Below are 25482 nucleotides of genomic sequence, written 5' to 3' on the forward strand. Positions count from 1 at the left end.
TCCTTCTTCTATTATTAAAAATAAGAAAAGACACAAAAAGCTAATTGTGTCTTTTCTATAAAACTAACTAAAACAAACTAATTCTATGTTGAAAACATATACCTCTAATAACCAGGGTTCTGGGTTAGATTGGGGTTTCCGTTCAACTGAGCGGTTGGTATTGGGAACACATTCTTGTTGGGATCGGTAATTGTTTTTTCCCACCAAGTGCTTGTGAATCGATCAAAACGAATCATAATGGTTCGTGCCTGTGCCTCAAAAGCCAATTCTCTTTGGATTTCATCATAGAGGGCATCCTCGGTCAAAGGTGAGATTGCTGCCAAACCAGCTCTTTCCCTAACCTGTCTTACCAATTCCTCAGCCTCGGTCATGTTTCCGCCAGAACGCCATAGCGCTTCAGCCCGCATCAGCAATATTTCGGAAAAACGAATGATTGGGAAATCATTATCCATAGCCAATGCGATTCCATTTTCAAATTCATATTTCCCTATCCGCGCTCCGGATTGGCTAAATGCAAAAGGAAACAATTCGTTGATATAAGGTGTAAAAATCAGTGGCGTGCCATCTGGGTCGGAATTTCCCTGAGAGTCAACCTCAATGGCACCATTGGGGTCATTAATAGGTTCACCTGATGATGTGAACTGTTGCCCAGTTATGAATATTTCTTTTCTATTATCGGCATCATCAAAAGAATTGTAAAATTCCTCCAAGGCGGTATAACCGTTCCAGGGACCATCTGTGAAATTATAGGTAGCACGGTTCAATGGGTGTAGGGTCCTCATGTGCATATTGAACTGTCCTCCACTGGTTTTGGACTGAACCACCACCATGATATTCTCACTACTACCTGTATTATCTATGGTGAAATTGTCCATGTAATTGGCCACCAAAGAATACTGTCCTCCATCAATAATCTGTTGGGTCAAATCCAACACTTTCTGATATTGCGGAGTTCCAGTGTACACCTCGGCATTGAGATACACTCGAGCCAAAATCCCCATAGCAGCCCATCGGTTCCATCTACCATAATATTGTCCTCCAACGTCAGCTGGCAACTGGGTAATCAAGTCTTCAAACTCACTGGTGATAAAGTTATACACCTCCGCTTTGGGTGTTCTGGATGGGCTGGCCTCTGCTTCAGCAAAGGAAGTTACCAAAGGTACATCTCCCCAAAGATCCATAGCAGTGAAGTAATAAAAAGCTCGTAGCGCCCGTAGTTCATTCACAGCCTCAGTGGGATCTTCCAACGTAGCCTCAAATTCCTCTATCAATCGGTTACAGGTGGCAATACCACTAAAACACATATTCCAGGTATTGTTGATAAACCATGCATTGTTTTCCCACTCATGTCTGTGCAAACGTGCCCAGATACCTCCATCATCCCATGGCCCAAACTTGGCGGGAGCGGCACTGGTTTCCGTTGACAACTCCTGAACTTCAAAATAGCCATTGTTTCCATACGAGCCAGCCAAAGGCGCATAGGCTGTAAGAATAGCAGCAATTTGAGTATTTTCTGTGGTGTACTCCGTATCTGGAGTTAGTTCGCTATACAAAGTGGTCTCCAAATCTGTGCAGGAATTGATACATCCCAGCAAGACGACCATCAAAGTCAATTTAGTTATTATTTCTGTCCTTTTCATTACAAATATTTTTTAGAATGTTACGTTTAGACCTAAACTAAGGGTACGAGACCTGAAGTAAGAGGTTCGATCATCAATACCTGGGGCAAGTGGGTCACCAAACCAATCGTAGTGTACCTCTGGGTCTACCCCTGTATATCCCGTAATCACAAACAGATTCTGTCCTGTGGCATATACCCTAAAGTTTTTAATAACATCGGTCTTTAAATCAATGTTATAGCCCACAGTCACGTTATCCAATTTAAAGAAATCTGCTTTTTCTACATAATAGCTGTTCCAGCTTTCTCCTTGGGTCAAGTCTGGCAAATAATATTTAGTACGCACAGGGTTGTAGTTCTGCGAAGCCAACGGAGATTCGTAGTATGCTCTGTTGATGTTCACCAAACTATGGCCAAAAGCACCTCGGAACGTAGCACTCAAATCAAACTTTCCAACGGTTAAACTGTTGTTCCAAGACAACTCAAAATCTGGAAGTCCATTACCCACTACCACTGCATCATCCTCTTGGGAAATTGTACCATCCCCATTTTGGTCCGTAATGATTCTAGAGCCATCTTCTGCCAGTCCTTCAAAAATAGGAGCCACGATTTCACCAATAACCTTTCCTTCCTCCAATTTAATTGGCTGAATTCCATTTAACCCCGGAGGACCTAAATTTCCACGGAACAATACCTGACGTTCCCCATCAAAACTGACTAATTTGGTGTTAAAGGTTGAAAAAGTAATGCCTGTTGTATAGTTTACCTTACTGGTTTGAACCACAGCACCATTTAAGGTCACCTCTACCCCTGTTGATTCCAATTCACCCACATTGACCAATGTCCTTCCAAAGAAATTAGGCGGTTGTGGAACTTCAAGAAAGCTAAGGATATCTGTAGAGTTTCTGCTATACACATCAATAGAACCATAAAGTCTGGAATTCAACAACCCAAAATCCAATCCAATATTGGTCTCCGCTTTTTCCTCCCATTTTAGATCGGGGTTAGGGTTGGAGGCAAAATTTACACCCTGTATCCATTGATTGTTAAATTGGGACCTACTACCCCTTGACAAGCGGGTTCTATACTCGTAATTCTGATTGGGCAAGTTCCCGGTTACCCCATATCCTGCTCTTAGTTTTAAGGAACTGAAAGGAATATCGAACAATTGGGCAAAATCCAAACCACCACTTACCGCATAAAAATTACCCCACTTCTCATTATCACCAAATTTGGATGATCCTTCACGTCTGTACGATGCACTCATGAAGAATTTGTCCTTCCAGTTAAGCATAGCCCTTCCAAAGTAAGAAATCAATCGAGATTCTTCCTTTTGGCTATTGAGTCCTACCAAAGCATCATTACCTGTAGCTGACCCCAATCCAAGTTCCAAGGAATTGTACAACAAGTCATTGGTTATAAAATTGGTATTGAACGCATCAAAGTTGGTGAAGGTAAATTCCTGCCAAGAATAACCTCCCAGCAATGAGAATTTTACATCACCAAAATATTTTTCATAGTTTGCGGTCAACTCAAAAAGTTCGTTTTCACGATCTTCAGCCTCTTTTCTAGCTCTACCGCCTTGTCCCGCTGCTGAAGAAAATCGCATTCTTGAGCTGTAATATTGAGATCGTTGGTCGCTTTCGTGCTGAAGGGAATAAAAACCTGCAATACTAAGATCATCAGTCAACTTATAGTCAGCTTTGATCGTACCCAAAAGCGTGGTGAAAATACCATCATCCGTAGTTTCTTGCGAAATAGCATATGGGTTATGGTATTCGGGAGTGGTTGGTTCCCAATACCCATTGGCAGGATCTCCATCAATGTAAACCGGAGCCGTAGGATCCGCAATGATAGCAAAACGTTGAGCCTCGTAGGGAATAAAAGAAGCTTTACGCTTGGTAATGGCCCCATTGATAGTAAGGGTAAGTTTGTCGTTGATGGCTCGTTGCACCAAATTAAAACGCGCATTGAATTGATCAAAGCCACTACCAATAGCGACTCCTTCCACATCTCTGTAGTTCACCGAAGCGCGGTAATGTCCACTTTTTATGCTATTGGACAGTGCCAAGTTGTGCACATTGGTTACACCAGTTCGCGTTACCAAGTCCAACCAATCTGTTTCGTAACCGTTATCGGTTCCTCCTGCTTCAATGAATTCTTGTGGAGAGGAGTTTTCCACAAATTTGGCCACACTTTCCATAGAGAAGTAGGTGTTGTACTCTACTCTGGCATTGTCAACCCCAGAAGCTCTTTTGGTTGTTACCAAAATAACCCCAGAAGAACCTCGAGTACCATAAATGGCTGCTGCCGAAGCATCTTTCAAGACTTCAATGGATTTAATATCATTGGGGTCTATACTTTGCAGTGAACCGCCCAATACTCCATCAATAACAACCAAAGGTTGCGCATTGGCGCCAAAGGTAGAAAGTCCCCTTAACCGGATATTATACCCTCCGTTTGGGTCACCCCCTGGTCGTGCAATAGAAAGACCAGCCACTTTACCTTGCAAAAGTTGTGCAGGATCATTAATGTTACCCGTGTTGAATTCATCAGAGTCCACACTGGCCACGGCACTGGTAACTTCCCTTCGTTCCACGGTACCATAACCAATTCCTGTGATGGTTACCTCATCCAATTGGGTAAAATCTTCTGTTAAGGATACATCAATAGTGGTCTGTGCTCCAACTTGAACTTCTTGTGTCCTAAAACCTACGTACGAGAAGACAAGAACGTCTTGGTCACTGACCTCAACTTGATAAATACCATCAAAATCTGTAACGGTTCCTGAAGTGGTTCCCCTAACAATGACATTGGCACCAGGGATAGGTGTCCCGGTAGCTGCATCCGTTACAGTACCAGATACTGTTTTTTGATCTTGGGCATGCACTTGCATCCCAAGAAAAAATGAGAAAATTGCCAGCACCCAAAGACTTTTGGGAACCCGCAACTTCACAAATGATAGTTGTGTGTTTTTCAGCATTTTGTTTAGTTTACGTTAAATAAGTGTGCGTTTTACACATGCAAGGAAACGAAATAAATTGGGATTTGCAAATATTCCGTTAAAAAAATGTGGTTTTAACACTTATAATGTCTCGAAATTGCTTGCAAGCATGATTTTTAAAGGATTTTTTTACATCTTGATTTTTGAACACCTAGAACATCCCATAGTGAGGAATGTGGCAATATCCTCAATGCCAGTTTATTATTGGAAAGGTAAAATGGATTGCAATTTGTGCAATTTTCTTGGGCTTAGGCTTTGGCGGTATTTCAAAGAAAAGAGCTAAACCCAAGAATGGGAAGTGTTTATTTATTAGGAGAGCAAAAAAGGAAGGAATTGATCAGTGGGGCCTGATTTTTGTGTTAACAATTATTTAATAAAGGTGGCGTTAAAATTTATCAATTAGCTACTTGCTAAACCATGGCAATTTCAACCTTTTTGAATATTGATTTTTCCGAACCGCAAACCAAGCAAACGTAGTCTTCCTGTAAATCTTCAAATTTGGTATTTGGGGCAATGTTGGACTGCGGCTCCCCAATGGCCTCATCATAAACCGTTAAACAACTTTGACATTGATGGACGGCATGCATAGTCTGCTCCATTTTCTCTGTCTTTTTCTCTTTTGGAGCATCTTCGTTCCCGAGTTGCAGGAAATATTGTTTGCTCAATTCAATCAACAAGTTGGGTAGTTCCTTTTGATCCACATCTTGGGCATAAATCAAATATTGTCTGGTATTGGGGTCAAAATTCTTAAAATGGCACACGTTGTAGGTTGGCTTCGCATTATATTTTTCCACCAACTGGGACAATGGGTTTATTTCAATTACAATAGAGGAAAAATGGGATTGTTTGCCTACATCTTTGCTGATGCCAAAGGTAAGTCCGTATGTACTGATGTCGTTTTGGTCAAAGCTGTTCACCAAATATTTTTTAAGCTCCAACGCTTCTTTATCATCAACCGGAAGGTGCCAGTTCATTTCCAATTGCGAATGCCTGACATTGATACCCCTTTGGCCTAAAAAACGTTCCAATTCTGGGCGACTTTCCTTGGGTATCCCTTTTATAATGAACGATTTCCAAGGGGTAATGCAGATTTTCCCAATACTATTGTCCAAACAAAACCCGCAAAATTCCTTCAAAAATTTCAGGTCATACCGATTGTTCCTCCAATACAGCCCCAACCAAAATTGATCTAAGCCCATGCGGTTCATCCCTTCATAATACGGGAAGGTTAAAAATGGAATATGAAGTTCCTTATTGATGGTTTTGTTGTTATGGGTCTGCATTCGCTGGTTCAGCACTGTGAAGAGTTGGTCCACATTGTCCATGGTATGGTACACCTCTTCAATGGCCCTACATAATGTGACCATATCCCAACTATAGATTAAAACAGGATAGTAGGCACTTTTCTTCCAATGGGGCAATTGTATGTTCAGGTACCAATAATCTTCTTGTTCCGATGCTACAAAGTTGAGGTTACCACTAAAAATGGGCACCAATCGTTGCTTGGGGTCTGTAATATTGATTTTTAGTTTGGGCAGAAAATCAAACTGCTCCAATAAATACAGATAGGTTGACCCCTTTAACCAATAGGTGGTATCAAAAATATCCACTGAAACATAAGAACACACAATATTTTGATAGGATCTATTGGCAATGATATCCGTATTGTACTTGGATATTTTTTCCAAATGATCCTTTTTTACATCGTTTAAGGGAAAAAGTAGGTCTTGGCGTGACCCAAAATACACTTCAGACAATCCTGCGGCTTCCAGCATGGCTATACTGTCCTTGAGTTCCCCTGGGGAAGTAATCCCCCCTTTAATCAGTATTCTGTGCAAATCGTCATTCATGGCTACGCTGGAACAGTTTTTAATTGTTGGTTTAGGATAGCCTTTACCTCAGGCTTGCAACTTCCACATCCCAATCCGGCTCCGGTTTGGGAGCATAGTAGGGCAAAGTCTGTACAGCCTCCCGCTATGGCATCTTTAAGGTTTCCATCCCCTACTTGGCTACAAGAGCAGATCAAGTTTCCTTTAAGGGGTTCCGAATTGGATACGCCCCGTAGCAGTTCATCCCGTTTTTCAGAAAGTTCTATTTCCTCTTCAATGAGTCTCTTAAATTCTGCAAACTCATTCTTGTCTCCCATCAAAATGGCCCCTTTTAAGGTATCGTCTTTTACAATACACTTCTTGTAAAATCGTTTACTGACATCCATCAGAAGAATCTCCTCATACGTTGGATCGTTTTTAGGGGTATTTACCATACCAATACTGCAAAGATCCAAGTTTTCAAACTTTAGAATATTCATCAGGACGGAACCTCCGTAAATGCTCCCCAAGTCGCCAAGGATATAATTTGCCGCTATATCTGCCTGTTGTTCTGCCGCCGATGTTATACCATACAATGCATTTTCAAACTCGGCGATTTCACCCAACGCAAAAATGGAGGAATCACTGGTTTTTAAATAAGGGTCCACCAAAACGCCCCGTCTGGTCTCCAGACCAGCATTTCTGGCCAAATCAATATTAGGGCGTGTTCCAATGGCATAGACTACGGCATTGCTCCGCAATGTGCGTCCCGTTTTAAGGTTGACCATGAGCGTATATTGGGATTCCTTTTCCTCAAAAATGGTACTCACCTCGTTATCAAAAAACAACTGGATACCCCTTTCAGAGACATCTTCGGCCAATAACCTACTGGAAATGGGGTCCAATTGCCGCTCCATCAATCTTGGGGCCCGTTGAATGATGCTAATATTAATGTTGATTTTTTTCAAAGCTGCTGCCAATTCCAATCCTAATAATCCACCTCCTACAATAACCACATGCTGTTCATCAGCTGGAAGTCCTGTTTCTGTCAAATATTTTTTGAGTCGGTCCGCATCCCCACGTTCCCGCATGGTGAATCTGCCCGGAAGATCTATCCGTACATCACCGGGTACAAATGCACTGCTCCCGGTGGCCATGACCAATAGATCATAGGAATGCTCGTTTCCTTGGTCATCGATGACCATCTTTTCTTGAGGATTGATGTTTTGGATACCATTTTTGGGATATAGATTAACCTTGAGCTTTTCCAATTCCCCTTGTTTTAATTTTTGAAGGGATTCCCAAGGAAGTTCCTCATTCACATATTCGGGCAACAGAACACGATTGTAGAAAGGGTGTTCTTCTTTTGAAAATACATGGAGTTCATCCACTCTGTTCTTTTCGCGATATGTTTGTATAAATCGATATGCGGCGGCCCCTGCCCCAACAACAACTATTTTTTGTTTTGGCTTCTTGTATTTTTCAACCTGAACCGCGCAATATTTAAAATCAGGCTCTTTTGAAATGGGATCTACAATATCATTGGTAAGGTTGTTGGCCCTACTGAAATCGTCATTTAAAATTTTCCCCCAGTGCATGGGCAGAAAAACCACCCGCTCCCGAATGTCATAATTGATTTTCACCTTAACCCTGACACTCCCACGTCTGCTCTTCACCAAAGCAATATCTCCTTCTCTAAGACCTCTCAAATAGGCATCCACCTTGTTCATTTCAAGATAAGGCGATGGAATATGGGTTAAAAGTCGCTTTACTTTTCCTGTTTTTGTGCGGGTATGCCATTGATCGCGAACCCTTCCTGTATTGAGAACCAGAGGAAAATCTGGTGTGGTTTCTTCCGATTTATTGTATAGATTTCTCGGGGCATTAAAATGGGCCTTCCCATTCGCGGTGAAATAACCATGATCTTGAAAAAGACGTGGCGTTCCTTTATGATCAGGAGATGGTACGGGCCATTGAAAGCTTCCCTCCTTTTTTAGCCGATTATGGGACAATCCAGAAATATCGATGTTGGTCCCCTTTGTCATCAAGCAATATTCGTCATAAACCTCGGCGACGTTTTCATAGTCAAATCCGCCATACCCCATTTCTTGGGCAAACCTCCATAAAATTTCAGAATCGGGCAACGCCTCTCCAGGAGCATCAATAACCTTGGGTAAGTAACTGATTCGTCGTTCAGAGTTGGTCATGGTGCCTTCTTTTTCCAACCAGCCTGCTGCCGGCAATAGTAAATCGGCATATTTGGAGGTTTCCGAATTATGGGAAATATCCTGAACAACAACAAAGCTAGCCTTTTGGAGCGCTTGCTCAATTTTTTTGGCATTGGGCATACTCACTATGGGATTGGTGCAAATAATCCAAATGGCCTTCATTTTTCCCGATTCCAGTGCATCAAACATTTCCGTGGCAGTATACCCGGGATCACCTTGTATCTCTTTTCCACCCCAAAATTCCTGCACTTCCTTCCTATGTGCTGGATTGCCCAAATCCCTGTGTGCCGCCAATAGACTGGCCATTCCCCCAACTTCACGTCCACCCATGGCATTGGGCTGACCTGTCAACGAAAAAGGGCCAGAACCCGGCTTTCCAATATGCCCGGTTAACAAAGAAAGGTTCAACAGCGAAACATTCTTGTCCACCCCAATCACGCTTTGGTTCAGTCCCATGGTCCACATGCTGATAAACCCTTTGGCATCGGCTATCATTTTGGCTGCCTTGCGGATTTCATCAGCAGTAATCCCACATTTTTCAGCAGCTTGGCGAATGCTAAGCTCAAAGGCCACTTGCTTGCAGGCTTCAAAATTGGACGTATGTTTTTGTATGAATGATTTATCGATTTTCTTTTTTTCAATAAGCCATCTGGCCATGGCATTGAAGAGAATTACATCAGTTCCCGGCAATATCTGCAAATGAAGGTCCGCCAAAGCACAGGTTTGGGTCTTCCGCGGATCTACCACAATAATTTTTACCTTGGGGTTTTGTTCCTTATGTTTTTCAATCCTGCGGAATAAAATAGGGTGACACCATGCAGGATTGGCCCCTGCGATCAAAAAGCAGTCAGCCAATTCAATATCTGCATAGGAAATGGGAACAGCATCATTTCCCACAGTTTTTTTATACCCGACCACAGCAGAACTCATACACAATCGGGAATTGGTATCGATATTGTTGGTTCCCAAAAAGCCTTTGGTAAGCTTGTTGGCGAGGTAATATTCTTCGGTAAGGCACTGCCCAGAAACATAGAGCCCAACACTATTGGGGCCATGCCGCTCTATGATGCTCTTAAAAACAGCGGCAGCCCTTTTTAACGCGGTATCCCAATTGACCCGTTGCATGGGATGGTTTCGGCTCCATCGCATTTCTGGATACAAAATTCGGTCTGTAGTGTCTTGGGCCACATAGTTCAAGGTCTTTCCTTTGGTACACAACATCCCTTTGTTTACCGGATACTCTTCATTGCCCTTGACTGAAAGAACTCCTTTAGAATCCTTTGAAACAGTTATTCCGCACCCCACGCCACAATAGGAACAAATAGTATTGTATGTGTCTTTTTTCTCCATAGAAAATTGCACCTCAATTTTAAAGGATGAAATTATAAAATTACGTATAAATACGTAGTGATAATATCGTAAAAGTGTTGCTTAAAATCGTAGGATTGGCAATAATTCTTGCCAAAATTTGACGATTATGAACCTATACCAGCTTGTATTTGTGCGCTTTTTTGGAAAGGTCAATGAGATTCTTGACTTCCATCTTTTTCATTAGGTTAAAACGGTGGGTCTCAATAGTACGCTTACTGTTCTGTAGTTTTTCGGAAATTTCTTTGTTGGTATACCCCGCCAACACCAGTTCCAGTACCTGAAGTTCTTTATTGGTCAGGTCAAAGGGATTGTTTTTGTCCTCTCGGGAAGCGGTCTTCCCATTGACGCTTTTGTCTGGACTAAACAAGTTGTTCACCAGAACATTGGATATGTCACCACTGAAATATTTTCCGCCTTCCTGCACCATGTGTATGGCCTTAACGAATTCGGTTTTTCCTGTATCTTTCAATAAATAACCGCTGGCCCCTGCCTGCACAGATTTTAGGATGTATTCCTCTGAATCGTGCATGGAAAGTATGATGCATTTGGTCTTTACATTTGGGTTTTTATTCAACCGTTCCACGGTTTCAATACCGCCCAGTTCAGGCATACGGATGTCAATAATAAGAATATCAGGCGATTTATTTTCCACCATTTTAAGGGCTTCCAAACCATTGGAAACCTCGCCTATGACGTCCAAATCCGGTTCTTCTTCAAGAAGTGCACGTATGCCATCACGAACCAAGGAATGGTCATCGGCCAATACAATGCTAATGGTTTGTTGAAGTCCAGATTCTTGCATTACACAAAAATAATCGAATTATTGAAATACCCTAAGAACAAATGAAGGGCCGCTCCAATATAAAAAGGAACAGCCCCATCAAAGCAAAGCTAATCACTTAAACTATTCCGCCTTGGCTGTAGTAAAAAGTTTGGGTTTTATAATCAACATGGCCCATGCCCAATTTTGGGTACTGGCTGCATCTGCCTCTGGCACCCCCTTAAGTTCGTACATGCCATCTGCAGGGAATAAGTGCGAGTATCCTATCTTTAAGGCATAGCCCTTGAACTTTTGGGTGAACACCAAATCCACCTCGGTTCCCAAAGCATTTTCCCCACTTGGGAGATCTTGTTCGCCTTTAAAGTTCCAAACCTTGGCCAATAGATCGGAGTTTTCGCCCAATTTAAAGTTGGCACTGGCATGAATATCGAATATCCCAACAGAGTTGGCATGGTTGCCCACGTAGAAATAATCCATAAGGCCGTTGAACTTGTGGTTGGTACCGTAAAGTGGAAAGAAGGCACTTGTTTCGCCAGCGGTTTGTCCATCATTCCCGCTTATAATTTCAATTCCAGCACCAAGACCTACTGTACTCGATGCTTTGTAACTGAGGTCGAGACCTAACAAATAAGCTCCTTTTACATCCAGTCCCCCTTGTCTTTCCCCGGTCTGAATAAATGCATTGGCCGCCAGTCCAAAACTTCCTTTTTTATAGGTCAAATGGGTGCCCAAGGTCTGTAAACTACTCAAGCCATCTGCATTGTCATTGCCATCAAAGTTTTGGAAGCCATTGTTAAGCAACACCAGACTGGCCGCAAAGCTCTCCCATTTTTGTTTTAGATAGAGCATCTGCATGGTTTTGTAACTAAAAAAGCCTGTGGTATTGTAGGCATTCCCAACAGATTGGAAACCGGTAGGGTTATCAAAATCCTGATTAAAGGCGAAAGCAAAATCAAGCATAAAACCACCGTTGGAATATTTGACCAGGGCAGCATCGTGGTTACGGGCCTGTTGTGTCCAGTCCACCCCACCCAATATACGTTGGTCGTCATAAGAAAGTATTTGTCTCCCTAATTTGGTGGACCATCCAGAGCCTAGGTTGAGTTCTGCCCATGCTTCAAACACTGCAAATGTGTCGTTTTCATCATCGGGTCGCAACTGGCGATTTTCGCCCCAGACCATAACATCCTGAAGACTCAGATAAAACTTATACTTTTCGGTTTGGTATCCTGCATTTAAACGTGCTCGGGTCGACGTGGCTAAACCTGGGTCAGCAGCATCGGTAATCAAACTACCAAAGCCGTTCCTGTATTCGGTTCTTGGCCTGAACTCCCCATCCAATGTAAATTGAGAGAAAGTGAATTGGGCCATTAAGATAGCCAAGGTGAGCAATACATATTGTTTTTTCATGATTGTTTTGAGTTTATTGGTTTACTTTTTTTATTTGGTCTTTATCAATGTTCCAAAAAGTCAATTAAGTGCTTGCGGTACTTGTAATAGTCTTCGTGCTCCAAAACGGCCTTTCTAGTTCTGGGGCGCTCAAAGTCTATGTTTAGAACATCCCCGATTTTGGCTCGGGGGCCACTGGTCATCATCACAACACGATCTGCCAAGAAAATGGCCTCATCCACATCATGCGTAATCATAACTGCTGTAATTTTTTCTTTGTTCCAGATTTCAATAAGAATATCCTGTAGTTCACCCCGGGTAAGCGAATCCAACATTCCAAAGGGTTCATCCAAGAGCAGGACTTTGGGTTTAATGGCAAAGGCCCTTGCTATGCCTACGCGTTGCTGCATACCTTGCGATAGTTCGTTGGCTTTTTTATTGAATGCCCCGTCAAGTCCCACTTTATGTAGATAGTATTTGGCAATCTCTTTTTGTTGGGACTTACTGGCATGTGGAAACACACGGTTTACCCCCAACAGCACATTTTGCAATGCGGTCATCCAGGGCATTAAACTGGGAGCCTGAAAAATAACCCCGCGATCCGGTCCCGGACCTTTAATGGGGTTGCCCAGTACGGCAATATTTCCATCAGAAATTGGGTTAAGACCCGCAATCATGGATAGCATTGTAGTCTTTCCACAGCCTGAATGTCCAATAATGGTCACAAATTCCTCCTTTAGGATCTGTAGGTTTAAATGTTCAAGAACCACATAATCACCTTTTGGTGTTGGGTAGACCTTTTTGAGATCCCTTAAATCGAGCATAATCCTGTCCGATGGATAAGAAATACCATTTTCATGCGGTATGTTGATGGTCTTGTTTTCTATTTGCATTTCCATAATCTGTTTTTTAGTATGCTACGCTACAAAGCTCTTTGGGCTCAAATCGGGCAGCTCGTACGTTTTTTGTGATACTGCTTTTCGCTCTTCACCAATTCCCATCAAATATTCGATGATGGCATTTCTGGTTTTCTTGTATTCGGGATTGTCGTTCAATGCTGTTTTATCCCGTGGACGTTCAATATCAATTTTGAACTCAGGACCCAAAGTGGCCTTGGGACCTGGTCGCAATGGTATAATCCTATCCGCCATATAGATCCCTTCATCCACATCATTGGTGATGAGCAATGCGGTGCGTTGGTCCTTGCTCCAGATTTTTAGGATTTCATCTTGAAGGTTCCCTCGTGTAAGGGCATCAAGAGCTCCCAAGGGCTCGTCCATAATGATCATTTCCGGGTTCATGGCCAGTGCCCTTGCCACCGCGACACGTTGGCGCATTCCACCAGATAGTTCCTTGGGCCTTTTATTGCTGGCAGGTGTAAGGTTCACCATTTCAATATATGCTGCCACTCGTTCCTTAATGGCTTTTTTGCTTTCCTTTGGAAAGGCTTCCTTAACCGCCATGGCAATATTCTGCGATACGCTCAGCCACGGAAGCAGGGAATAATTTTGAAAAATGACCCCTCTCTCATGGCTGGTGTCAACTACCGGACTTCCTTTAAAAAGCACTTCCCCACTTGTGGGTTGCAATAGTCCATTTATGAGGTTCACCAAGGTTGTTTTTCCGCTTCCTGTGAAACCAACTATGGCCACAAATTCGCCTTCTTCAATTTTTAGGTTGATATCCGAAAGCACTTCGGTACTATGAATACCCTGTCCGTAGGTCTTGCAAACGTTGTTCAATTCTAAATATGCCATAGTTTCTCTTTTAAGCGGTTGCATTTTTATTGAACGATACCATATTCTGAATCACCAACATGATCCTGTCCAACAAGAACCCTATGATTCCAATAATGAACATGGCCACGATGATTTTTGAGTTTGAATCATTGGCCCCATTCTGGAATTCTTCCCAGACAAAGGAGCCCAGGCCGGGACTTTGCGCCAAAAGTTCAATGGCGATAAGTACCATCCACGCTACGGAAAGTGTTATCCGAAGCCCTGTAAAAATCAGGGGCAGGGATGATGGTAAAATCACTTTAAAGACTTTTTGAAAGGGCCCAAGCTTCAATACCTTGGCAACATTGATATAGTCCTTGTCCACCGAAGACACGCCCATGGCCGTGTTCACCAAGGTGGCCCACATGGAGCAAAGCCCAACGCTAATGAACGATATGATAAAGGCACTATCTTGGTTGGAGTCTTTGGTCATAGTCTTTACGATCATAAAGACCAGCAACAACCAAACTACCGGCGATACGGGTTTAAAAACCTGAATCAACCAATTGAATGAATTACGCAATGTTTCGCTCAGACCAATGATGATTCCAATGGGAACCGCTATGATCAGGGCCAATAGAAATCCAGCAAATACAGTTTCCAAACTGGTAAAGATTTGGTCCACGAATGATGGTCTTCCCGTATAGGTAATCGGGTCTTTGCCCTCGGCTTTACGTTTTTCATTTATGGCTACCGTTTTCTCCTTGAACTCCAATTTATCCGCACTGATTTTCTTATGGTCCGCAATCAATGTGTTGAAAGAATCCCATACCTGATCTGGAGATGGCAATGTGTTGGGCTGACAACTGATATCGCCAGATAGAATACAGGCCTCCATAGCATCTGCTGCTTCTTGCCCTTGATCGGTCAATGCCTTTTGAATTTTATAATCGGCCTCAATATTGTACAACGCCTTGGCCCCCATGTGCCACAATCCAATAAAAAGTAGAATAGAAATTATAGGGATAATGAACTTTTTAAATACTGTCTTGAATTCCAGTTTTGGGGTCTTGACCTTCAATTTGGATAGGAGTGATTTTACCACTCCCGCCCATTTGATGTCATTCACTTTTGTTGCAGTTATGCTTTGCTTCATGATGTTAACTGTTTAAAGTGAGGAATCGTCCTTGTTCCCAATTTCAAAACTGTTGATGTAGCCTATGGGATCTTTGGCATCGTATGCGTTTCCATCGATAAAATCCGTGGTTGCAGGTTTGTAACCATCAGTTACCGGAATATCCGCAGCGGGAATATGCCCTTCGGCCACCAAAAGCTTGGCCGCTTTATTCCAGATGTCAGGACGGTAGATGTCCTTTATGGTCTCTTCGTACCATGCTGCTGGTTTTGGTTCTGGAATCTGACCCCATCTTCTCATCTGGGTTAAGAACCAAATTCCATCAGAATAAAAGGGATAGGTGGCGTTGTATTTATAGAACACATTGAAATCTGGCATAGACCTTTTGTCGCCTTTTTCAAACTCAAAGGTTCCAGTCATGGAGTTGGCCAAAACAACTTCATCAGCTCCTACGTATTGAGGCATGGACAATATTTTAACGGCTTCTGCCCTATTGCCGGGTTCGTCCAACCATTTTCCAGCACGAATCAACGCTTTGGTCACGGCAACAGCGGTGTTTGGGTTTTCTTCTACAAACTTTTTGGTCATTACAAAGACCTTTTCAGGATTGTTTTTCCAGATGTCATAATTGGTGGTTACGGGAACTCCAATTCCCTTGAACACAGCTTGCTGGTTCCAAGGTTCTCCTACACAATAGCCATATATGGTTCCCGCCTCCAAAGTGGCTGGCATTTGTGGTGGTGGTGTGACCGATAGCAAAACTTCGGCATCAATTTGACCTTGTACATTATCAGCAGTGTACATTCCAGGATGGATTCCGGCTGCGGCCAACCAATATCTAATTTCATAGTTGTGGGTGGATACCGGGAACACCATGCCCATTTTAAAAGGTTTTCCGCTATTTTTATAGGAGGAAATCACTGGTTTTAGGGCATCCGCCTTTATAGGATGAACGGGTTTACCTTCCCCATCTTTGGGTACATTGGGTTTCATTTTGGACCATACATCGTTGGACACCGTGATTCCATTCCCATTTAGGTCCATTGAAAATGGAGTGACCAATTGGGCTTGTCGCCCAAATCCGGCTCCAGCAGCAATAGGTTGCCCGGCCAGCATGTGCGAACCATCCAATTGCCCATCTATAACACGGTCCAGCACATTTTTCCAGTTGGATTGTGCTTCTACGGAAACAAAAAGGCCTTCATCTTCAAAAAAGCCTTTTTCCTTTGCAATGGCCAAGGGAGCCATATCGGTGAGTTTAATAAATCCGAAAGTCAACTGGGGCTTTTCAATTTCCAGTGAAGTTTCAGGTATACTGGCCTGGGCCGTTTCTGCTGTTTTTTTCTCGGTTTTCCCTCCACATGCCACTAGGAATGCAGACAGTAACCATGCGATTGATTTTAAAGTGATGTTTTTCATAATGTCAAGTTTTCTACGTATTAGTACTTACTTATGACAAATGTATACTTAGCTATCCAACTATTTTATGGTAAAGCCCATAGCCATACATCTTTTTAATACATGAGTAGTTATGCTCTTAGACATAAAGAAACCTGTCAAAAAACATATTTTGACTTTAACTAACTGATATACTTTTAGATATGAATCTCGAAAAACTACTGAACAAAAAGTACGTAGTACTTATAAAGTAAATTGGACATAGAAACATCCCAGCTTTTCAACTCAGATAGCTTTACTACGTCCAAACTGGAAGTACTATTGCTGGATAAAAAGTTGGAGTTAATAGGTTATGATGTGTGCTATCCAGCCAAGTAGAAGTTGTGCTCCAGGATTTCCCTTTTCAAATAATCGACATCAACAATGCCAATTCGCTTGCCTTTTGCTTTGATGAGGTTTTCCCTTTTGAGTGTGGAAAACGTTCTAATGACCTGCTCTTCGGTCGTTCCTGCATAATCGGCATAATCCCTTCTACTCAGGGGCAGGTCAAGAAAGCCATTGGATTGGCCAAATTTTCGGTTGATGTACAATAGGGTGTCAATAATTCGCTCCCTTACAGTCATTTGGGAAAGGGATTTTACTTTGGCCTCACTCTTGTTCAGTTCATTGGCATAGAAGAGCATTAAATCGTAAGCGAATGAGGCATCACTCTTCAACACTTCTTGGAGCAGGTCCTTGGAGAAATAGCAAAGGGTTGTATCTTCCAAGGCAATTGCACCAATGGGGTAAAATTCTTCGGTACCAAAACCACGGTGGCCAATGATTTCCCCCGCTTTGGCAAAACGAACAATTTGCTCCCTTCCGTTTATACCGGTTCTAAAAACCTTCACCTTACCCTTTAGGATAAAGAACAATCCGTTAACCGGGGCTCCTTCAATAATAAACTGTTGTCCTTTTTTACATCGGATATCGTTTTTACGTTCCGTGAACTTGGCAACAACGGGAGAACCGATATTTTTTTTCAACAAACAATTTTGATTGGTACAGCGAACGCACGAGGTGCCTGACAGGGTGAAACTTCCATGCCTTTCCTTACTTCGGTGCTCGTATGTGCTGTACAATTGCATTTGAAGCGATTTATTTATTTTGACTCCACATAAACAGGCTTTGGCTGACCTGCTTTTTGAATTTTCCCCTCTTTTTCATCAGCCGTTGAAAATTTAATGGCCAAAGACAAAAACGCCGTTGCCACCACAAATATCCCTATCATGAAGTATCCACCGGAAACTGCCGAAGACGCTGCGGTGGCTTGGGCTGCTTTTATGGCTTCTTCCCCCAACGAAGCATTGGCTTTTATTGCAGCAGTTTCAGCCATTGCTGATTTTGACTTTAACAATAGGGCTGCCAAGAAGGCGCCTACATTACCTCCGGCTCCTACAATTCCTGATATGGATCCGATTGCCTTTTTATTGATAAACGGAACTACGGAAAAAGTGGCGCCTTCAGCCATTTGAACGGTTAAACTAAAGGCCACCAAAAATAGTATTCCAATTGTAATACTGGTTGTTGTGGAAAAAATGGAGAGCATAATACCTTCCAACCCTAAAATCAGGGCCAAAAAAAGTACACGTCCCCTAAGTCCTTTTAGTTTTCCAAACCGATCGCCAAAAAAACCGCCCAAGGTTCTGGCAAAAATGTTCATCAAGGCAAATGACAGAACCAAGTTTCCAGCGGTTGTTCTATTTAAATGAAAGGTATTTTGGAGATAATCATCCATAGTCCCATAAACGGTAAGTTCCATCCCAAATGAAGCAGCGTAGACTATGAACAATATCCACACCCTGTAATCGGAAAGGGTTTTTAAAAATGGAATCTCATCTTTCTTTTTTGCCGGCAATTCCCCCTTTTCTTTTAGCTCGGAAAAATTTCCCTCAGGTGTATCTTGGGTGAAGAAGTAGTAAACCAACCCCATTCCAAAACAGATCATACCTGCAATAATCATGGAATAACGCCACGCTATTTCATCCGCCACTCCAAAGCTTACCACAGCTGCAGCAATCAAAGGCATTCCCAAACGATTGGCTCCACCACCAAGGTTTCCCCAACCTGCCGAAGTAGCATTGGCCGTACCAACTATATTTGGAGCAAACATAATTGAGGTATGAAATTGGGTAATCACAAAAGAAGCCCCAATAAATCCTATAAATAGACGGCATACCAAAAATTGCAGAGGAGTTTGCACAAAACCAATAAGAATAACCGGTAGCGCTCCAATGGTCAATAAAAAGGTATAACACAATCTTGGACCGTATTTATCGCATAGCTTACCGATAAGAAGCCTGGCGAAAACAGTGCCCGTCACCGCTAAAATGACCGAATTCCACTTTTGGTTCGGTGTCAACCCTAAATCCCTTACCACATCCGGCATAAACGGAACAATCCCGAACCAAGCAAAAAAGCAGGTAAAAAATGCTATTGAGGTAATCCAAAAGGTTCTGGTTGGAATACTTTTAAAGTTTAAAAGGTTTAAAGCAGTGGCTTTATGTGATGTAACTGACATGATACTTAGCTTTGATGTAGGTAAAAGTAAGTATTAATACGTATTTATACGTAACTTCTAAGCTGGAATTTAAAATTGAAGCTGATTTTTATGAAGTTTTTAATCAACGAGGAGAAAATAATGGAAATGGAAAAAAAATCCAGCTTTTATTCAGAATTGAAAAATTTAAACAGGTGGACTGGCTATCTAATAGGAAGAATGCAAGACCCTCATAACTTCATCTTCAAAGAAGGAAGGGTGATCTGCTACCACATCCCCTACCACAATAATTCCCGGTTGACTTACATCTATTGATTTAAAAATTGCTTCTGCATTATTTAATGTACCGGTACTACATGTTTCTGTGGCCAAAGTTCCATTTTGAATTATGGCTATAGGAGTCATCCCGTTTCTGTATTCCTTTATTTTATGGACTATTTCAACGAATTTCCGAACTCCCATCAGTATAATCAGTGTTGCCGAAGATTGTGAAGCTAAGCTTAAGTCTTCTGAAAATTCACCATCTTTTTTGGTTGCCGTCACCACCCAAAAACTACTGCTCACTCCTCTTTTGGTGACGGGAATACCCTGACTTGCAGGTACGGAAATAGCACTGCTCACCCCTGGAATAACATCAATGGATATTCCAAAGGATTCAATATAATCGATTTCTTCGGAGGCCCTTCCGAATACAAATGGGTCTCCCCCTTTTAATCGTACAGCATGACCATATTGAAATGCATTTTCCACAATCAACCGATTAATTTCATCTTGGGTATGGCTGTGCTTTGTACATCGCTTTCCTACGTATATTTTAGGTACACTGGAATCTACCTCTGTAAGAAGGTCCTTATTCGTTAAGGCATCGTACAAAACAACATCCGCTGATTGCAATGCCTTTAAACCCCTTACTGTTATGAGGTCCGCGCTACCTGGACCCGCTCCCACCAAACTTACTTTAGCCTCCCTCATATCGTGTTTCTTTGTTTTTGGATAAAAATTTTTATGAATCTGACAACAAGAATACGTAATTATTTTTAAATAATCAGTATTTAATTACGTAATTATACTTAGTTTTGGAATGTATTTCAAACTTCATGCGTATGAAAACTGTAATTGTAATAGGTAATGGTATGGTAGGATACAAGTTCTGTGAGAAATTCAGGGCACATCCCGCAAATGCTTCATATCGACTTCTTGTCTTTGGTGAAGAACCTAGGCCTGCCTATGATCGGGTGCATTTGAGTGAGTTTTTTGAAAACCAAGATGCCAAAGCTTTGGAATTAGCACCAGCTTCTTGGTATGTGGACAATGACGTTGAACTCATTACAAATCAAAGGGTTACAGACATCAAAAGTGAGCTGAAAGAAATACACACCATGTCTGGTGACTCCTATTCATATGACCAACTGGTACTCGCCACAGGTTCCGTTCCTTTTGTCCCCCCCATTAAAGGAGTTGAAAAGGAAGGCGTTTTTGTTTACCGAACCATAGAAGACCTTGAAGGCATGTTAGCGTACGCGGCTCAGATAAAAGCCATTAAACCAGACGGGAAAGCAGCTATACTGGGAGGCGGACTCCTAGGGCTCGAAGCTGGAAAAGCCGTTTTGGATATGGGACTTGAGCCTCATGTAGTGGAATTTGCGCCAAAACTTATGCCCAGGCAATTGGATGCGCGTAGTAGTAATGTACTACGTTTAAAATTGGAGTCCATGGGCATGCAGGTTCACTTGGGCAAAGCCACCAACCAAATATTGGGTGATAAGGTCATTGAAGGGATGGATTTTGGCGAAGATGACCAATTGGATGTGGATATGCTCATTATTTCAGCGGGAATACGTCCAAGGGACGAACTTGGAAAAACATGCGGATTGGAAATGGGTACGCGAGGCGGGGTTGTGGTGAACAACAAAATGGAAACCTCCGTAAAAGATATCTACGCCATTGGAGAGGTGGCCCTTTATAACCACATGATATACGGTTTGGTGGCGCCTGGCTACGAAATGGCCGATGTGGCCGTCAACCAGATTTTGGGAAGTCCAGAGGTTATCATGCCAGAAGAAATCGACATGTCCACCAAACTTAAATTAATGGGGGTGGATGTAGCCAGTTTTGGAGTCCCATATATGCCTGCGGATAAAGGCCTTTCCATCATTTTTGAGAACAAAACCAAGTTTCTCTACAAACGAATCAATGTAAGCCACGATGGAAAAACACTGCTGGGTGGTATTTTGGTAGGGGATGCAAATGACTACAATATTTTGCACCAAATGTATCTGAACAATATGCCCTTGCCCGACAATGCCGAGGAGTTGATTGTGGGGGCTCGTGGAGAAGGTGGCTCCGCTTTTGGAAGTGCCATGGATTTACCAGATACAGCCCAAATCTGTTCCTGCGAAAGTATCAGCAAAGGAGCGATTTGCAGCTCTCTCATTGAAGGGAAATGTAACTCCCTAAAAGATGTCATCAGTCTTACCAAAGCCACAACAGGATGTGGTGGATGCAAACCCATGGTAACTGATTTGGTCAATGAGACCCTTAAATCCTTGGGGAAAGAAGTAAAGGATGTTATTTGCGAGCATTTTGAATACACTCGACAAGAACTTTATGGCATTGTAAAGGTTAAAAAGATTACGACTTATGATGAAGCACTGGACAAATGTGGAAAAGGAGACGGTTGTGAGGTCTGCAAACCAGCTTTAGCGTCCATATTTGCCACCATATATAACGATACCGCCAACAAAGAGGAGGTAATTCAAGATTCCAATGATCGGTTCCTGGCCAACATCCAAAGAAATGGATCTTACTCGGTGGTGCCACGGATTCCCGGTGGTGAAATCACTCCCGAAAAATTGATTGTCATTGGAGAAGTGGCCAAAGAATACAATCTGTACACCAAGATTACTGGTGGACAGCGTATAGACCTCTTTGGAGCAGAACTGAACGATCTTCCCGCCATCTGGAAAAAATTGATTGATGCCGGTTTTGAAAGCGGTCATGCCTATGGAAAATCGTTGCGTACCGTAAAAAGCTGTGTGGGTTCCACTTGGTGCCGTTACGGAATGGATGAAAGCGTAAGCTTTGCCATTGAGCTCGAAGATCGCTACAAAGGTTTACGTTCGCCACATAAGCTCAAAGGAGGAGTGTCAGGCTGTATCCGTGAATGTGCCGAAGCCCGAGGCAAAGACTTTGGCGTAATTGCAGTAGAAGGCGGTTGGAATCTTTATGTCTGCGGAAATGGCGGCGCCACTCCCAAGCACGCCATCCTTCTAGCCGAGCAAATAGACAATGAAACCGTCATAAAATACCTAGATCGCTTTTTAATGTACTATATCCGTACCGCAGCACCTTTGATGCGTACCGCAGCTTGGTTGGAGAAATTGGAAGGCGGTATAGAGCAGCTCAAAAAAATTGTGGTGGATGACAGTTTAAATCTTGCCGAAGAATTGGAAATAGAAATGCAATCCTTGGTTGATAAGTACGAATGCGAATGGAAACAAGCTGTGGAAAATGAAGAAATCAAGAAACGCTTCTCCCATTTTGTAAATACCGATGAAAGGGACGATAATATGGTTTTTGTCCCTATGCGCGAACAAAAAATGCCAGAAGCCTGGACCTAATCAAAATAATCAACTATGGAATCAATAGCATCACTCTACACTGCTGTAGACCCCAATAAAGTTTCAGTATGGTTCAAAGCCTGTAAGGTTAATGACATTCCTGAAAATGGTGGAGCTTGTGTCAAATACAACAACAAACAAATTGCCGTGTATAATTTCAAACGGAAGCAAGCATGGTATGCTTGTCAAAATCTTTGTCCCCATAAAATGGAAATGGTTTTGAGCCGTGGTATGATCGGTGACGCGGACGGAATAGCAAAAGTAGCCTGCCCCATGCACAAAAAAACATTCTCTTTGGAAACAGGCGAAAACCTCAATGGGGATTTGCCCTCAATTGCCACTTTTCCAGTAAAAGTGGAAAATGGCTTTGTGTATATTGGTTTTTCTGAATAGCTTTAGAAAAATCATAAATCATGGGCAAATCCAAAAAACTTTTGGAAGCATTTCAATTATTTGATGAGGCCAATGCGAAAGATCCCAACAAAGAAATTTTTGAGGGCAAGGTATACGCCAAAGAACTTTTGTATGCAGAGCGCATGACGGAAATCTTGAACGAATTTGAGCCCAATGCCTCCGAAGCACTGCAGCTTACCGCCCGTTGCCAACATATTTGCCGTTGGGAAATACCTCGCGATAGCTATGAAATGAACCGGGTGGGTTATCTTAAATGGCGACAAGACCTTAAAAAGTTTCATGCGGAAAAAGCAGGTGCTCTATTGAAAAAGGTGGGGTATGATCAAGAAATCATAGATCGGGTCAGTTTTTTGTTGCTGAAAAAGCAATTGAAGAAAGATGAAGAAACCCAAACTTTGGAAGATGTAATCTGTTTGGTTTTTTTAAAATATTACTACGAACCTTTCCTGATAAAGCACGATGATGACAAAATGATTTCCATTTTACAAAAAACCTGGAAAAAAATGTCGCCTAAAGGCCATGAGGCAGCCTTGGCACTTTCTTTTTCCGATAGAGGCTCCGCCTTGGTCTCAAAAGCACTATCAGATTAGTGCACTACCTAATTTGGACGTAAAGCAATGAAAAGGAACAATCAGCAGCTAGCATTGGATGTCTCAACATTTTTGAGAATCCGTAAATGGTATTTGTTGGCGTTATCTGCCATTGCCTTAACCGTTATCATTGCCCAAATCCTCATCCAACAGCATTTAAACTCGCAATTGAGTGATTCCCGCGTCATCAATGTGGCGGGGCGTCAACGTGCCTATAGCCAAAAGTTGGTCAAGGAAGCATTGTTGCTCAACCAAGAAAATCTTGGCGAAGATGAGGAACAAGAACTTTTGAATAAGCTGAAAAACACCCTCTATGTTTGGAAGACATCCCATGAAGGGCTTCAAATGGGAAATGACAGTATTGGGCTTCCCAAGGAGGAAAACGAAGCCATACTTGAGCATTTTAAGGAACTTTCCGTGCACCACAGTGCTATGGTCAATGCCGTCGAGTCCATGCTGTCAGAACAAGATTCAGTGAAAAATCAAGCGCAGTTGAACATTTTATTGGCTAACGAATCACCCTTTCTGGAAAAGATGGATGCCATTGTAAACGAGTATGATGCCATCAGCAAGGAACAACTTCAGAATTTAAAGGTAAAGGAGTATTTATTGTTGGCCTTTTCACTGCTGATTTTGGTTTTGGAAGTGCTCTTCATTTTTAGACCCCTATCCATCCAAATCAGGGAAACCATCCGGGATTTGGTCAAGAGTAAATTACGATCGGACCAAGATGCCAAAGAAATCAAGAAAATATTTGAGGAGAAGGAAAAATCCTTGCAAGAGTTGAAGGAATTAAATTTTGTGGTGGACAATGCCGCTCTTTTTGCCAGTGCCCGTAGCGATGGGTCCGTTGTTTTTATCAGTAAAAAATTCCTAACACTTCTAGAAGAAACCAAAATCTCAGCAAACGCACATTTATCGGATATTTTGACCGTGGACGAGGGACAACGACAGTATTTGCATGAAATTTTGACCAAGCCCCGAAAAAGTATCCGCACGGAAGAAATAGAGATAAACACCAAAAGCGGAAAAAAGCTTTGGCTGGACATGTCCATTATTCCCATGCACGCATCGAGCTTAAAGCAAAGCGTTCTGTTGTTATGTTCGGACATCACCGAGCGTATGAACAATCAGAAAAAAGTGGAGCAGCTTACACTTCAGAATTACGAGGATCGAATGCGGCAAAAGCAATTACAGGCCAGCCTTATTGTTGAGGGGCAAGAAGAAGAACGAAAACGGATTGCCAAAGACATTCATGATGGTATTGGACAGATGCTCACGGCCTTACGGTTCAACATAGAATCCATCAACCTAAAGAACAAGGAGAAGACCAAGGAGAAAATTGATTACCTAAAAGATCTGACTTCAGACCTCATCAAAGGGGTTCGTACCGCCACTTTTAACCTGACCCCACCTGAGCTGGGGGATCACGGAATCTTTCCTGCTTTGCAAAAAATGACCTTGGAACTGAGCAAATTGACCGGAAAAAATATTTTATTTGAAAATAAGGCAGAGGAGAACATCCGTTTTGATTCGCTGGCTGAGACCAATATTTATAGGGTTACCCAAGAAGCAGTGAACAATGCCATAAAATATGCGGATGCCAATTACATTTTGGTGACCATTAACCATACGGGCGACCTGTTGAGCGTGGTGATTGATGATGATGGAAAAGGGTTTGACCCATCCATTTTGGACAAGCCACCAAAAAATAGTAGTGATGGTGGCATGGGCGTATTTTTTATGAAAGAGCGAATCAGTTATATTAACGGAAGGCTTTTCATCAATTCAACACCAGGGGAAGGAACCCGGGTCACCATAAATTACCATCTTGGTGAAACACTACAAAAAGTGGAAAAATAAATTAAG

General features: G+C 42.4%; 17 protein-coding genes. 4 read left to right on the top strand and 13 right to left on the bottom strand.

Annotated elements, in window-relative coordinates; translation table 11 throughout:
- Positions 1-104 precede the first annotated feature (104 nt).
- The 13 genes from J0X14_RS15610 to cobA form a co-directional block, all read right to left on the bottom strand.
- Complete coding sequence (locus tag J0X14_RS15610; protein ID WP_207098743.1) at positions 105-1640, bottom strand: RagB/SusD family nutrient uptake outer membrane protein; 1536 nt, start codon at positions 1638-1640, stop codon at positions 105-107.
- A gap of 12 nt (positions 1641-1652) precedes the next feature.
- Positions 1653-4601 carry a SusC/RagA family TonB-linked outer membrane protein gene (locus J0X14_RS15615; protein ID WP_207098744.1) on the bottom strand — a complete coding sequence of 983 codons (2949 nt, stop codon included), beginning with the start codon at positions 4599-4601 and terminating at the stop codon, positions 1653-1655.
- 431 nt (positions 4602-5032) lie between these two features.
- Positions 5033-6472, bottom strand: coding sequence for a rubredoxin (locus J0X14_RS15620; protein ID WP_207098745.1), 1440 nt, complete (start codon positions 6470-6472; stop codon positions 5033-5035).
- A 2-nt stretch (positions 6473-6474) separates the two neighbouring features.
- Positions 6475-10008 (bottom strand): nitrate reductase, encoded by a 3534-nt coding sequence (locus J0X14_RS15625; protein ID WP_207098746.1) that lies wholly within the window; start codon positions 10006-10008, stop codon positions 6475-6477.
- A gap of 133 nt (positions 10009-10141) precedes the next feature.
- Complete coding sequence (locus J0X14_RS15630) at positions 10142-10831, bottom strand: response regulator transcription factor (RefSeq protein WP_207098747.1); 690 nt, start codon at positions 10829-10831, stop codon at positions 10142-10144.
- Positions 10832-10933: 102 nt separating this feature from the next.
- On the bottom strand, positions 10934-12220 hold the full coding sequence (locus tag J0X14_RS15635) for an alginate export family protein (RefSeq protein WP_207098748.1): 1287 nt from the start codon (positions 12218-12220) through the stop codon (positions 10934-10936).
- A 44-nt stretch (positions 12221-12264) separates the two neighbouring features.
- A complete protein-coding gene (locus tag J0X14_RS15640; protein WP_410548708.1) occupies positions 12265-13098 on the bottom strand; it encodes an ABC transporter ATP-binding protein in 834 nt (277 codons plus the stop codon).
- 18 nt (positions 13099-13116) lie between these two features.
- Complete coding sequence (locus J0X14_RS15645; protein ID WP_207098749.1) at positions 13117-13956, bottom strand: ABC transporter ATP-binding protein; 840 nt, start codon at positions 13954-13956, stop codon at positions 13117-13119.
- Positions 13957-13966: 10 nt separating this feature from the next.
- Entirely contained in the window at positions 13967-15073 is a 1107-nt protein-coding gene (locus tag J0X14_RS15650; RefSeq protein ID WP_207098750.1) for an ABC transporter permease, read from the bottom strand.
- A gap of 12 nt (positions 15074-15085) precedes the next feature.
- Complete coding sequence (locus tag J0X14_RS15655) at positions 15086-16471, bottom strand: CmpA/NrtA family ABC transporter substrate-binding protein (protein WP_207098751.1); 1386 nt, start codon at positions 16469-16471, stop codon at positions 15086-15088.
- Positions 16472-16812: 341 nt separating this feature from the next.
- The gene (locus tag J0X14_RS15660) at positions 16813-17475 is read right to left on the bottom strand and encodes a Crp/Fnr family transcriptional regulator (RefSeq protein ID WP_242528058.1); all 663 of its coding nucleotides are present in this window, start codon (positions 17473-17475) and stop codon (positions 16813-16815) included.
- Between the two features lie 116 nt (positions 17476-17591).
- Positions 17592-19010, bottom strand: coding sequence for an MFS transporter (locus J0X14_RS15665; protein ID WP_207098753.1), 1419 nt, complete (start codon positions 19008-19010; stop codon positions 17592-17594).
- A gap of 186 nt (positions 19011-19196) precedes the next feature.
- Positions 19197-19961 carry a uroporphyrinogen-III C-methyltransferase gene (cobA, locus tag J0X14_RS15670; protein ID WP_207098754.1) on the bottom strand — a complete coding sequence of 255 codons (765 nt, stop codon included), beginning with the start codon at positions 19959-19961 and terminating at the stop codon, positions 19197-19199.
- 131 nt (positions 19962-20092) lie between these two features.
- Between cobA and nirB the strand changes: the two genes are divergently transcribed.
- The 4 genes from nirB to J0X14_RS15690 are packed head-to-tail and all read left to right on the top strand — an operon-like array spanning position 20093 to position 25476.
- Positions 20093-22609, top strand: a complete 2517-nt coding sequence (gene nirB, locus J0X14_RS15675) for a nitrite reductase large subunit NirB (RefSeq protein ID WP_207098755.1) — start codon at positions 20093-20095, stop codon at positions 22607-22609.
- A 15-nt stretch (positions 22610-22624) separates the two neighbouring features.
- Positions 22625-23002, top strand: a complete 378-nt coding sequence (gene nirD / locus J0X14_RS15680; RefSeq protein WP_207098756.1) for a nitrite reductase small subunit NirD — start codon at positions 22625-22627, stop codon at positions 23000-23002.
- 20 nt (positions 23003-23022) lie between these two features.
- Positions 23023-23613, top strand: a complete 591-nt coding sequence (locus tag J0X14_RS15685) for a DUF4202 domain-containing protein (protein WP_207098757.1) — start codon at positions 23023-23025, stop codon at positions 23611-23613.
- 27 nt (positions 23614-23640) lie between these two features.
- Complete coding sequence (locus J0X14_RS15690; protein ID WP_207098758.1) at positions 23641-25476, top strand: type IV pili methyl-accepting chemotaxis transducer N-terminal domain-containing protein; 1836 nt, start codon at positions 23641-23643, stop codon at positions 25474-25476.
- The last annotated feature ends 6 nt before the right edge of the window (positions 25477-25482 follow it).

This window comes from Allomuricauda sp. CAU 1633 (assembly GCF_017313225.1).
Taxonomy (GTDB): domain Bacteria; phylum Bacteroidota; class Bacteroidia; order Flavobacteriales; family Flavobacteriaceae; genus Flagellimonas.